General features: G+C 70.7%; 13 protein-coding genes. 4 read left to right on the top strand and 9 right to left on the bottom strand.

The window, feature by feature from the left end:
* Positions 1 to 277 precede the first annotated feature (277 nt).
* The 4 genes from KBX71_RS06425 to KBX71_RS06410 form a co-directional block, all read right to left on the bottom strand.
* Positions 278 to 646, bottom strand: a complete 369-nt coding sequence (locus KBX71_RS06425) for a DUF3037 domain-containing protein (protein ID WP_091404117.1) — start codon at positions 644 to 646, stop codon at positions 278 to 280.
* Positions 643 to 1,401, bottom strand: coding sequence for a HipA family kinase (locus KBX71_RS06420; protein ID WP_210817091.1), 759 nt, complete (start codon positions 1,399 to 1,401; stop codon positions 643 to 645). The genes KBX71_RS06425 and KBX71_RS06420 overlap by 4 nt, the downstream gene beginning before the upstream one ends.
* A gap of 64 nt (positions 1,402 to 1,465) precedes the next feature.
* On the bottom strand, positions 1,466 to 1,858 hold the full coding sequence (locus tag KBX71_RS06415) for a hypothetical protein (RefSeq protein WP_210817090.1): 393 nt from the start codon (positions 1,856 to 1,858) through the stop codon (positions 1,466 to 1,468).
* Positions 1,859 to 1,922: 64 nt separating this feature from the next.
* On the bottom strand, positions 1,923 to 2,366 hold the full coding sequence (locus KBX71_RS06410; RefSeq protein WP_210817089.1) for a MerR family transcriptional regulator: 444 nt from the start codon (positions 2,364 to 2,366) through the stop codon (positions 1,923 to 1,925).
* Positions 2,367 to 2,422: 56 nt separating this feature from the next.
* Here KBX71_RS06410 and KBX71_RS06405 point away from each other — a divergent pair, with 56 nt between their 5' ends.
* Together KBX71_RS06405 and KBX71_RS06400 are read left to right on the top strand one after the other, a co-directional pair.
* Entirely contained in the window at positions 2,423 to 3,346 is a 924-nt protein-coding gene (locus tag KBX71_RS06405) for an SDR family NAD(P)-dependent oxidoreductase (RefSeq protein WP_210817088.1), read from the top strand.
* 131 nt (positions 3,347 to 3,477) lie between these two features.
* Entirely contained in the window at positions 3,478 to 4,587 is a 1,110-nt protein-coding gene (locus KBX71_RS06400; protein WP_210817087.1) for a winged helix DNA-binding domain-containing protein, read from the top strand.
* A 10-nt stretch (positions 4,588 to 4,597) separates the two neighbouring features.
* On the opposite strand, the gene malQ is transcribed toward KBX71_RS06400, so the two are convergent.
* The 5 genes from malQ to KBX71_RS06375 all read right to left on the bottom strand — a co-directional run bounded on the left by malQ (position 4,598) and on the right by KBX71_RS06375 (position 11,069).
* Positions 4,598 to 6,601 carry a 4-alpha-glucanotransferase gene (gene malQ, locus KBX71_RS06395; RefSeq protein ID WP_210817086.1) on the bottom strand — a complete coding sequence of 668 codons (2,004 nt, stop codon included), beginning with the start codon at positions 6,599 to 6,601 and terminating at the stop codon, positions 4,598 to 4,600.
* A gap of 153 nt (positions 6,602 to 6,754) precedes the next feature.
* A complete protein-coding gene (locus KBX71_RS06390; RefSeq protein WP_210817085.1) occupies positions 6,755 to 7,963 on the bottom strand; it encodes an ABC transporter ATP-binding protein in 1,209 nt (402 codons plus the stop codon).
* Positions 7,964 to 7,973: 10 nt separating this feature from the next.
* Positions 7,974 to 8,810, bottom strand: coding sequence for a carbohydrate ABC transporter permease (locus KBX71_RS06385; RefSeq protein WP_210817084.1), 837 nt, complete (start codon positions 8,808 to 8,810; stop codon positions 7,974 to 7,976).
* A gap of 1 nt (position 8,811) precedes the next feature.
* A complete protein-coding gene (locus KBX71_RS06380) occupies positions 8,812 to 9,786 on the bottom strand; it encodes a carbohydrate ABC transporter permease (protein WP_124816210.1) in 975 nt (324 codons plus the stop codon).
* A complete protein-coding gene (locus tag KBX71_RS06375) occupies positions 9,783 to 11,069 on the bottom strand; it encodes an ABC transporter substrate-binding protein (RefSeq protein WP_210817083.1) in 1,287 nt (428 codons plus the stop codon). The genes KBX71_RS06380 and KBX71_RS06375 overlap by 4 nt, the downstream gene beginning before the upstream one ends.
* A 213-nt stretch (positions 11,070 to 11,282) precedes the next feature.
* Between KBX71_RS06375 and KBX71_RS06370 the strand changes: the two genes are divergently transcribed.
* Together KBX71_RS06370 and KBX71_RS06365 are read left to right on the top strand one after the other, a co-directional pair.
* Entirely contained in the window at positions 11,283 to 11,660 is a 378-nt protein-coding gene (locus KBX71_RS06370; protein ID WP_210817082.1) for a PadR family transcriptional regulator, read from the top strand.
* Between the two features lie 3 nt (positions 11,661 to 11,663).
* Complete coding sequence (locus tag KBX71_RS06365) at positions 11,664 to 12,359, top strand: hypothetical protein (protein WP_210817081.1); 696 nt, start codon at positions 11,664 to 11,666, stop codon at positions 12,357 to 12,359.
* Positions 12,360 to 12,394: the final 35 nt, after the last annotated feature.

The raw sequence follows: 12,394 nt of genomic DNA, 5'->3' as shown, positions 1-12,394 counted from the left end.
GCGACTACCCGTTGCGGACGCGCTCTAACGACAGGCCAGGCGCTCCCACATTCCGGTCCGCCGGCTCAAGTTTTCCGCAACTTCCCGGTCGTTCCGGCCCGACGTCGCGCGCGGACGGCGATCCTGAACCCATCCGGTGCCGGCGGGATCGAGCCGCCGCCCCGCACCGGGCACCTGAACGGGGGATCGCGCTCCGCCGGCAACGGCGCTGGCGTAGCGCGATCAGGGGACGATCACCGCTCCCGTGGCCCTGCCTTGCCCTCGCCCGCGCCCCGGCTCAGCGGACCAGGGTCGCCATCAGCCGGTCCAGCTCGGCCGCCGGGTCGACGGTGAGGCCGGTGTGCACCGGCCCCGTCTGGATCATCGTGCTGCGTGGCGCGGCCAACCAGTGGAACCGCTCACCGAGCCGCATCCGGGTCGCCGGCCCGTCACCGGAGCAGGTCCGGTCCCAGGAGTCGAGCACCGCGGCCACCGCCGGCAGGTCGACGTCGGGCGCCAGCGCGCGGACCCGGTCGGCGTCCAGGTGCGTCCGGGCGGCCAGGAAGTCGCGCTGCTGGCAGTAGAGCAACACCCCGACGTTGATCTGCTCGCCGCGCTCGATGCGGGGCACGAGCCGGATCAGCGCGTACTCGAAGGGTTGCCTCATGCCGCGCTCCCCGGTGGCAGCCAGTCGGCCGTGCGGGCGACGCGGCGGGTCAGGTGGTCCAGGTAGGCGTCGCGCGCCGCGTCGGCCGTCTCGAAGTCGGCGGCGGTCAACCACTCCCCCGGCACCAGGGCCAACACCTCGGTGAGCAGCTCCGGGGTGACCTGGGGGGCCAGCTCGGCGTCGGCCTCGGCCAGCCGCGACGCGTACGGCGCCAGCACGTGATCCTCCGCGCGGTAGGCCCGGTGCACGGCAGACTCGGCGCGCGGCCAGTTGTGGTGGAAGTACAGCGAGGCGCCGTGGTCGATCAGCCACAGCTCCCGGTGCCAGACGAGCAGGTTCGGGTTGCGCCAACTCCTGTCGACGTTCTCCACGTACGCGTCGAACCAGAGCACCCGGGAGGCCAGCGCCGCGTCGACGGGGTGCGCCACCGGGTCGAAGCCCAGCGCCCCGGGCAGGAAGTCCATCCCGAGGTTGGCGCCACCGCTGCCGCGCAGCAGCTCCTGCACCTCCTGGTCGGGCTCGGCCCGCCCGATGACCGGGTCGATGTCGAGGACCACAAGTGGTGGCACCCGCAACCCCAGCCGGCGGGCCAGCTCACCGCAGATCACCTCGGCGATCAGCGCCTTGGGCCCCTGCCCGGCGCCGCGGAACTTCGCCACGTAGGTGCCCAGGTCGTCGGCCTCCACCACGCCCGGTAGCGACCCACCCTCGCGCAGCGGGGTGACGTAGCGGATCGCGGTGACCTGGCGGAGCACGCCGCCCACACTACTGGGACCGGCCGGGACGGGTGACGGGCCGGCCCAGAGCGGCACGCGCCTGTCAGTCGATCTTGTCGCGCAGCTTGTCGACCTGGGTCTGCAGGCGGTCCACCGCGTTCTCGTTGTTGACGAACGTGGTGATTCCGGCGGCCAGACCGAGGCCGATCAGCACGGCCAGGATGCTGAGCACCAGGCCGCCGATCGACACGCCGCGACCGGTGACCCCGGGTCGGCGTGCCATCTTGAGGCCGACGATGCCGAGGATGATCCCGATGATTCCGAGCACCAGCCCCAGCCAGGCGAGGATCGCCGTCAACACACTGAACAGACCGGCCACTCCGAACACCAGGGCGAAGGTCGCGGCCGCGCTCGTCTTCGCGCGGGTGTCCCCCCGATGGCTGCGGGATCCGGCCGTTACGCCGGCACCCCGGGCCGGCTCGCTTGCGGCAGTCATGACGCTCCCTTCCGCACGCGCGACGCGCGCACTTCCGGCCGCCGCATCCCCGGTGCGCGGCCCGTTATGCCCGGTCGATCCGGTGCTCTTCCGGTGCGGGCTGGCGTTGCTGGTGCCAGGGATCTCCGGAGGCGCCGGCGGTGAGGTGTCGTTCGTAGCTGGCCACCTTGAGGTTGATGAGGTCGAGGCAGTCGCGCAGCTGCGCGAACTGCTCGGTGATGTGGCGCTGGTGTGCGCGGAGCAGTTCGAGCCGTTCGGCCTCGTTGCCGCTGCCCGCTCGCACGAGCTGGGCCAGGCGGCTGATCGTCGTGAGCGGCATTCCGGAGGCCCGGAACTTGACGCAGTTCGCCAGCCACTCGACGTCCCAGGCGCTGTAGACGCGCCGGCCCGACCCGTCCCGCCGCACCTCGCTGGCCAGCAGACCCTCACGCTCGTAGAGCCGCAGGGTGTGCACACTCAAGCCCGTGCGCTGCGCCACCTGCCCGATGCTCAGGCCCCTGTCCGCCATGGTGTCGACGGTAACCCGTTGACCTAGACCTCGGTCTAGCACCTAGCGTCCGCGGCATGACCAGCGACACGACCCACACCACGTTCGGTGCCCACAGCACGACCGGAGACGTCCTCACCGGAATCGACCTCACCGGCAGGACCGCGGTCGTCACCGGCGGCTACTCCGGCCTCGGTCTCGCCACGACCCTCGCGCTCACCCGGGCCGGGGCCCGGGTCGTCGTCCCGGCTCTCCGGCCGGACGCGGCGCAGCGGGCGCTCGCCGACACGGCCGGAGTCGAGGTCGAGGTCGACAAGCTCGATCTCGCCGACCTCGCCTCCCTCCGCGCGTTCAGCGAACGATTCCTCAGCAGCCATCCCGCCCTCGACATCCTGATCGCGAGTGCCGGCGTCATGGCCTGCCCGGAGACACGGGTGGGACCCGGCTGGGAGGCGCAGTTCGCGATCAACCACCTCGGCCACTACGCGCTGGCGAACCTGCTGTGGCCCGCGCTCACCGCCGCCGGCTCGGCCCGTGTCGTCGCGGTCGCCTCCGGGCGCGACCCGGCGTGGCGAATCCGGTGGGACGACGTGCAGTTCGAGCGCGGCTACGACAAGTGGGAGGCCTACACCCAGTCCAAACTCGCGAACGTCCTGTTCGCCCGACACCTCGACCTGCTCGGCAAACTGCACGGTGTCCGGGCCTTCTCCGTCAACCCTGGCTGGATCCGCACCCCTCTGCAACGACACCTCGCCACCGAGGAGATGGTCACCGCTGGCTGGATCGACGCGGACGGCAATTCCGCTCCGGGCCTGTTCAAGACCGTCGAGCAGGGCGCGGCCACCCAGGTCTGGGCCGCCACGTCACCTCACCTCGACGCGAACGGCGGCGACTACTGCGTGGACTGCCGCCGCACCGACGCCAGCCCCACCGACGACAGCGCGGCAGCCCGCCTCTGGGCTCTGTCGGCGGACCTGACCGGCCTCGACCTCATCAACTGAGCCCTCGCGTACCTGCCCGACACGCGACCATGTCGCCGGGTGCTCCCGGCTGTCGGCCCGCGTACCGGCCGAGGTGCCCTGGCGATGCGGACGGCTCCTAAACTGGGCCTTCTCCCCGGGAAGGGCTGCCGATGCCTGTCGACCTCAGCGCCGCCGACGCGCTGGCGCTGCGGATGACCAGCCTGCTGCTGCGCCCACACCCGACCACCCGACCCGGCACCGTCGCCGAGGTGGTCGAGTGGTTCGGCGCGATGCAGGCACAGGACCTGGCCAGTGGGTTGTGGTCGCTGGGCGCCCGGCTGCCGGGTCGCGGCATGGCCGACGTGCAGGCGGCGTTGGAGCGGCGTGAGGCGCTGCGCACCTGGCCGATGCGGGGCACCGTGCACCTCGTCCCGCCCGCCGACGCCGGCTGGATGCTGGAGCTGACCGGCGTACGATCGCTGGCCGGCGTGGCGACCCGGCGGGCGCAGCTCGGGCTCACCGAGGCCGACGCGGACCGCGCGGTGGACGTCCTCGGCGCCGCGTTGGCCGGCGGCGGTCGCCTCACCCGCGCGCAGTGCCTGGCCACTCTGCGGGCGGCCGGCCTGGGCACCGACGGGCAGCGTGGCTACCACCTGCTGTGGTATGCGAGCGTTCGGGGCGTGACCTGCGTGGCGCCGAACGTCGGCACCGAGCAGACCTTCGCCCTGCTCGACGAGTGGGCACCCAAGTCCCACCGGCTGGAGCGGGACGAGGCGCTGGCCCTGCTCGCCCACCGCTACGTTCGCGGGCACGGCCCGGTCACCGACCGCGAGTTCGCCGGCTGGAGTGGCCTCACCCTCACCGACGCCCGGCGCGGCCTGGCCGCCGCCGCCGACGCGCTGAGCACCGTACGGGTCGACGGCACACCGATGTACGTCGACGCGGCAGTCGCCGACGCGCCACGTACCGCACCGGACGACGTGCTGGCGCTGCCCGGCTTCGACGAGTACCTGCTCGGCTTCCGCGACCGCGCGTTGATGCTCGACCCCGCCCACCAGGCGGCCGTCGTGCCGGGCAACAACGGCATCTTCCAGGCCACAGTGGTGCGCGCCGGCCGAGTGGTGGGCGTGTGGAAGCGCAAGATCGGCCGCACCGCCGTCACCGTGACGATCCAGCCGCTCACGACGCTCGACGTCGGCGCGCGAGCCCGGGTGGAGCAGGCGCTCGGGCGCTACGCCGACTTCCTCGGGCTGCCGGCCCGCTTCGACTGGCTGACCTGACCAGGTCGCGTCACTCCTCGGCGGCCGGTCTCGGGTCGGCCGGCCGGGGGCGGGCGGCGTTGAGCAGGTCGACGACCCGGGTCACCCGGGGGTCCGCGCGGATCTGCGCCACAGCGGCCGGCAGCGGCAGCCGCCAGTTCGGGTACTCGTCCACAGTGCCCGGCATGTTGGGTTGGCGCACCTCGCCGAGCACGTCGTAGAGGGAGACGCCGAGCAGTCGGGTCGGGCTGGCCGCGAGCGCGGCGTGCATCGCCACCACCACCTCGCCGTCGTCGGGCGCCTTCGCCGGTTCAGCCGACTCAGACCCCGCAGCCGGCTCGGGCAGCAGGTTCTCGGCGCGCAACATCGTGAGCAGCCGGTCCCGATCGGCGGCGGCGCGGGCCCGTTCCACCGCCACGTCGGTGCCGAGCAGTTTCAACTCGTCGCGCACCCGCACGTGCTCACCGGTCAGGAAGCCCGGCGCGGTGGGCAGGTCGTGGGTGGAGATCGTGGCGAGGGCGTTGCGCGGCCACCGGGCCGGCGAAACGAAGTCCCCGGCCTCGTCACGCGCGAACCACAGCACTGTCGAGCCGAGCATGCTGCGCCCCCGCAACCCTCGGGTCACCGCCGGTTGGACCGTGCCGAGATCCTCGCCGACCACCACCGCGCCGGCCCGGTGCGCCTCCAAGGCCAGGATGCCGAGCATCGCCTCGGCGTCGTAGCGCACGTAGGTGCCCTCGGCCGCGCCGCCGCCCGGCGGCACCCACCACAGTCGCCACAGGCCGGCGACGTGGTCGACCCGCAGGCCACCCGCGTGCCGCAGGGCGCGGCGCAGCATGTCCCGGTAGGCGGCGTAGCCGGTGGCGGCGAGCCGGTCCGGGCGCCACGCGGCGAGCCCCCAGTCCTGGCCGAGCTGGTTGAAGTCGTCAGGTGGCGCGCCGACCCGCACGCCCTGGGCCAGCACGTCGGCGAGCTGCCACCCGTCCGCGCCGCCCGGGTCGATGCCGACGGCCAGGTCGTGCACGACACCGACCGGCATCCCCGCCGAGCGGGCCGCCGCCGTGACGGCGTCGAGCTGCTCGTCGCAGAGGTGTTGCAGCCAGGCGTAGAAGCTGACCCGGTCGGCGAGCTGCCGACGCTGCTCGGCGACCGCCGGGGCGTCGGGGTGGTGCAGCTCCGCCGGCCAGGCACGCCAGTCGTTGCCGTGCCGTTCGGCGAGCGCGCACCAGGTCGCGAAGCTGGTCAGCGCCGGGTCCGCGGCGAGATCCACCGGCTGGGCGTACGGGTACAGCAACTCCAGGGCGTGCCGTTTGGCGGCCCACACCTCGTCGTAGTCGATCAGGGGACCCCGGCCGGGACGCAACGCGTCGACCACCGCACGGGTCGCCGGGTCCGCCGCCCGATAGGCGGCGGTGTCGCCGACCCGCAGGTAGAGCGGGTTGACGAAGCGTCGACTGGCAGGCGAATACGGGGAGGTGGCCACCGGGTGCGCCGGCCCCACCGCGTGCAGCGGGTTGAGCAGCACCAGCCCCGCCCCGTTGGCACCGGCCCACCCGGTGAACTCGGCGAGGTCACCGAGATCGCCCATGCCCCAGGAACGCTCCGAGGTGAGAGCGTAGAGCTGGAGCATCCACCCCCAGGTCCGCGGCGGCACCGGCAGCCGGCGCGGCACCACCACCAGTGTCACCTCCCGGTCGGCGCAGGCCAGCCGGTGCCAACCCAGCGGCAGGTCCGCCGGCAGCTCACCGTCGACCGCGCGGCGGCCACCGTCCTCCAGGGTCACCACACCCGGGGCGGGTAGCGCCCGGCTGCGGCCGTGGGTGAGCACGACCGTCTCCGGCAGCGCGCTCCGGTCGACCGCACGGGCCGCGGCGAGCGCGTCGGCGATGGCCGTCGGGCTGGTGGCGTCCACGCCGAGCAGCCCCAGCACGCCCACCACGGTCTCCGGTGCGACAGCGACGCGGCGGTGCCGCCAATCCTCGTACCAGGTGGAAACACCGTGCGCGTTGGCCAGCGCGGCCAATCGTCGGTTCATCCGGCCCCCCGCTCCGCAACGAAACCTGCAACCACCCTGCCACGCCCGCGCCCCCGCGCCCCCGCGCGCCGATCTTGCACTTTCTGTCCCGACACAAGGGGCAATCCATCTCATGTCGACAACCGAAAGTGCAAGATCGGCGCGATTGGGCTGTCAGTCGGCGAGCGCGCCTGCCGCCTTACCCTCGTGCAGGGTCAGGTTTCGGCCGTTCGCCGGGTCGAACAGGTGGATCTTCTCCAGGTTGAACCAGACTCGGCGCGTCTGCCCCTCGGCGACCGGGGACTCGGCGGACAGCCGGGTCACCAGGTTGCCGCCGGCGCCGGCGAAGTCGGCGGCGCCCGCGTCGGCTGCCAGCTCCTCCAACTCGGCGGCGCTGGCCTTCTCCCCCTCGACGGTGAAGTAGACGTACTTGTCCGAGCCCATCGACTCGACGATGTCCACCGGCGCCTCGAACTCCATGCCCCGCCGACGGGTGTCGTCGTCGACCAGTTCGGCGTCCTCGAAGTGCTCGGGTCGGATACCGAGGATCAGTTCGCGGGGTGCGTCGGCCGCCTCCAACTCCCGGCGGACCCGGTCACCGATCGGCACCGTGCCCAGGGCGGTGTGCAGCTCGCCGTCCTGCACGGCGGCGTGCAGGAAGTTCATCGACGGCGAGCCGATGAACCCGGCCACGAAGAGGTTCTTCGGGTGGTCGTACAGCTCCTGTGGCGGCCCGACCTGCTGCACCGCACCCCCGCGCATGATCACCACGCGGTCGCCGAGGGTCATCGCCTCGGTCTGGTCGTGGGTGACGTAGACGGTGGTGGTGCCGAGCTGCTTCTGCAGACGGGACACCACAGTGCGCATCTGCACCCGCAGCTTGGCGTCGAGGTTGGACAACGGCTCGTCCATCAGGAACGCCTTCGGCTGGCGGACGATCGCCCGGCCCATCGCCACCCGCTGACGCTGGCCACCGGAGAGGTTCGCCGGCTTGCGGTCCAGCAGCGAGGTCAGCTCCAGCACCTTCGCCGCCTCGTCGACCTTGCGCTCGATGGTCTCCTTGTCGAGCTTCGCCAGCCGCAACGGGAACGCCATGTTCTCCCGCACTGTCATGTTCGGGTACAGCGCGTACGACTGGAACACCATGGCGATGTCCCGGTCCCGGGGGGCCTTGTCGTTGACCCGCTGCCCGGCGATGCGCAGCTCACCGGAGCTGATGTCCTCCAGCCCGGCGATCATGTTGAGGGTGGTGGACTTTCCGCAGCCCGAGGGCCCGACCAGGATCACGAACTCGCCGTCGGCGATCTCCAGGTCGACGTCCTGCACGGCGACGGTCCCGTCCGGGAAGCTCTTGCTCACCTTGTCCAGCACGATGTCAGCCATGACTACTCACCTATCCCTTGACTGCGCCGGAGGTCAGACCGGACACGATGCGACGCTGGAAGAAGAGGACGAACAGGATGATCGGCACGGTGATCACCACGGCGGCGGCGCAGATCGCCCCGGTGGGGTCCTCGAACTGCGACGCGCCGGTGAAGAACGACAACGCCGCCGGCACCGTGCGGGACCGCTCGGTCGAGGTCAGCGAGATGGCGAACAGGAAGTCGTTCCAGCAGAAGATGAACACCAGGATCGCCGTGGTGAACAGCCCCGGCGCGGCCAGTGGCGCGATCACCCGCCGGAACGCCTGCCCCTGGGTGGCGCCGTCCATCTTCGCGGCCTTCTCCAGATCCCACGGGATCTGCTTGAAGAACGCCGACAGCGTGTAGATCGCCAGCGGCAGCGCGAAGGTGATGTACGGCAGGATCAACCCGAGCCAGGTGTCGAAGATCTTGAGCTGACGCTCGATCTCGAACAGCGGCGACACAAGTGACACCTGCGGGAACATCGCGATCAGCAGCGAGACGCCGACCAGCAGCTTCTTGCCCGGGAAGTCCAGCCGGCTGATCGCGTACGCGGCCATCGCGCCGAGCACCACAGCGACCAGCGTGGCGATCAGCGCGACGCCTATCGAGTTGACCAGTGCCCGGACGAACTGGTCGGTGTCGAAGATGCTCCGGTAGTTGTCAAGCGTCCACTCCCGCGGGATGAAGTTCCCGTCGGTGAGGGTGGCCGGCGTCTTGAACGACAGCGACGCGATCCACAGCACCGGGACCAGCGCGAAGACGACCACGAGGACGTCGAGCAGACCCCAGCGCAGCTTTGCCCTGGTAGTGGTTTCGACAGCCATGTCAGCGCCTCTCTCCGTCGTCGCTGCCCGGAGCAGCGGTGCCGAACAGCTTCACGAAGACGAAGGCGATGATCGCCACGGTGATGAAGATCAGCACCGACATCGTCGAACCGATGCCGAGGTTGAGACCCCGGATCAGGTTGTTGTAGGCGAGCATCGACACCGACGACGTCTCGTTGCCGCCGGCGGTCAACACGAAGATGTTGTCGAAGACCCGGAACGCGTCCAGGGTGCGGAACAGCAACGCGACAAGGATCGCCGGCTTCATCACCGGCAGCATCACCTTCGTGAACTTCTGCCAGGCGGTCGCGCCGTCGGTGGAGGCCGCCTTGAGCAGGTCCTCCGGCACCAGCGCCAGCCCGGCCATCAGCAGCAGCGCCATGAACGGGGTGGTCTTCCAGATCTCCGCCAGCATGATGATCGCCAGGGAACTGGCCCGCTCGGTCAGCGGCGCGCCGTCACTGAACAGGTCGGCCAGGTAGCCCGTGCCGGGCGTCCAGGCGTACCGCCAGGAGAACGCGGCGACAACTGTGACGATCCCGTACGGGATGAGCGCCGAGGTCCGGACCAGGCCGCGGCCGATGATGGTGCGGTGCATGATGATCGCCAGGCCCATGCCGAGCACCAGCTCGACGGCCACGGTGACCACCGTGATCAGCATGGTCACCCCGAACGCGGTCCACCAGAACTCGTTGGTGAGCACCGTGACGTAGTTCTCCAACCCGATGAACTCACGCTGGTCGGGGAAGCGCAGGTCGAAACGCTGCAACGACAGCCAGACCGAATAGATGATCGGGTACGCGGTCACCGCGATCATGACCAGCGCCGCCGGCGCGCACAGCAGCAGACCGAGCTTGCGTTCGGCCTTCTTGTTCTCACTCAGTGGAGGCTTGCGCCGGCCGCCACGCTGGGTGGGCACTGTGGCGCGCTGGCCGTCGGTCTGCTCAGGTGTCTCAGTGGTGGCGGGCCGGGTCATGGCAGGACCCCCTTCGACTGGAGGGCGTCGGCGATGGCGCCGCGCAGCTCGTCGGCGGTCTGCTGCGGACGGATCCCGGACGGCGGCGACAGGATCGCCGACATCACTGTGGAGATGCTCTGGTAGGCGGGGGTCAGCGGACGCGTCGCCGGCTCCTTCAGCTCCTCCAGGATGGTGTCCTTCATCGGGTACGCCTCGGTCATCTCCGGATCGTCGAAGACCGCCTCGATGGTGGGTGGCACGCCGTCGTTGATGGCGGAGAACTTCTGGTGCTCGGCACTGCGGATGCACCGGGCCGCCTCGAAGGACTGCTCCGGGTGCTTGGAGTAGGAGCTGACCGCCAGGTTGACCCCACCGATGGTGACCTTGCTGGGGGTGCCCTCGTCGATGCCGGGGATCCGGGCCCAGCCGACCTGCTTGGCCAGCTCCGGGTTCGCCTCCTGCAGTGCCGGGTAGACGAACGGCCAGTTCACCTGGAACGCGCCGGAGCCGGACTGGAACTCCAACCGGACCGGGTCCTCGGTGGCGTTGCTGAACGACGGCGAGGTCACGCCCGACGTGGCGAACGTCTTCAGCTGCTCCAACGCCCGGACCGTGCCCTCGTCCATCACGGCCTTCGTACCGTCGTCGCTGAGGATCTTCCCGCCGGCGCTCTCGGCCAGGGTGTTGTAGAGGACGACCAGACCCTCGTACTGCGCGCCCATGGTGAGCACCTGGTACGGCTTGCCCTGGTCCCTGAGCTGCTGGGCCGCGCTGATCATCTGGTCCCAGGTGGTCGGCGGCTGCGGCACCAGGTCCTTGCGGTACCAGAGCAACTGGACGTTTGTGTTCTTCGGCGCCGCGTACAACTTGTCCTCGTACCGGGCGGTGTCCAACGGCCCGGCGAGGGTGCCCTGCTCGACCTCGGCCTTGTCCTGACCGGTCCACTCGCGAATCCAGTCGGCGCTGGCGAACTCCTGGGTCCAGGTGACGTCCAAGCCGAGCAGATCCATCCCGCTGTCCTCGGCGGCCAGCCGGCGCACCATCTGCACCCGCTGGTCGTCGGCCTGCCGGGGCAGCACCCGGTAGGCGATCTCGTACCGTCCCTGGGCCTGCGCGTTGCAGTCGTCGACGACCTTCTGCAGGTTCTGCTCGGGCGGGTAGTACAGGTTGATCGTCGGTGGGCCACCAGCGTCGTCCGCGCCGCACGCGGCCAGCGGTGCGACCAGCGCCAGCGTGGCAGCCGCCGCCCCCAGCCGAACAACCGGCCGGCGTCGGTGTCGAGCCGTTTCGGGGTCCGTCATCGCCCTCCCCCTCTCCTCGGCGAAAGACCGGGGAGGGCATCCGTGCCCCGGCGCACGGCGAGACGATCCCGAGCCGGCAAGCTGCGGAAACTCCGGCCCGGATGCTCTGTAGCGGCTACTCTGCCCCGCCCGTGAAGCCGCGAAACCTGGCTGTCACAGCGGAAGTCAGCTTTGGTATATCGCGACGCCCAATAGCAAGGTAGTATGTGTCGCATGGTAGCGGCGGAGAGCCAGTCCATCGACGACAACGACCGGCAGACCCAACTCCTGCGGGGCGCGCTGGACATGTGCCTGCTGGCGCTGCTGGCACGCGAGCCCGCGCACGGCTACGAGCTGGTTCGGCGGATGGAGACGGCCGGCTTCGGTGCCATCAGCTACGGCACCATCTATCCCCTGCTGACTCGCATGCGCCGACTTGGCCTTGTCGCTCACGAACAGCAGGTCAGCCCGACCGGCCCGCCCCGAAAGGTCTACGCGCTGACCGGGTCCGGTCGGATCCACCTGGATGCCTGGCAAAAACAGTGGAACCGCTTCACGGACACCGTCGACGCCGTTCTCTGCCCGCTCGACCACAACCCCACGAGGAGTTGACCCATGGACACCATCGACCGCCTTCTGGGCGAAGCCGACCAGGCGTGGCGCGGGTATGGGGTCGGCTCGACCGATCGGGCGGCGCTCGCCGCGGACCTGCGCCTCGACCTGCGGGCCGCAGCTGCCGACGGGGGCGATCCCGCGCACCTGATCGGCGGTGACGTGCCCGGCTTCGCGCGGCGGCTCGCCGACGAGGCTGGCGTCCGACGAGTGCGCAGCGACTACGGCCGCGTTCTTGGCACCGCACTGATCGGCGCGATGCTCGGTGCGGTGCTCGGCTACGGCCTCCTGATCGCGGTCTACCCGGCATTCGTCAACATGGTCGACGTCCCCCGCTCGATCCACGTACCGATCCAGCTCGCGGTCGCCGTCTACTACGGCGTACCGGGCGCCGTGGTCACCGCAGGAGCGGTCATCGCGGTGCGGACCCAGCTACGCGAGCTGCCCAGGATCCGGCGGACGGCTCGGATGATGACCGCCCTCGTGCCGGCAGCCGGCATCATCATTACGCCGATCACCGTCGGCTTCGCCTGGTCCACCGACTACAGCACGGCACCGCCTGTGGTGGTCGCGGAGATCGCCATGGTCCTGGCCGCGCTCGCGGGCGCCACGGTGCTGGCGCGTCGCTTGTCACTGCGCGAGGGTCGGAACGCCGCCGACACCTCGCACCCGGACGCCACCAGAGTCAAACCCGCCTGACGGTACGAGCAGCGCCAGCCCTGGAGTGTGACAGG

This window comes from Micromonospora sp. D93 (assembly GCF_018070365.1).
Taxonomy (GTDB): Bacteria; Actinomycetota; Actinomycetes; order Mycobacteriales; family Micromonosporaceae; genus Micromonospora; species Micromonospora ureilytica.
This window is presented reverse-complemented; position numbering and strand designations above follow the sequence as displayed.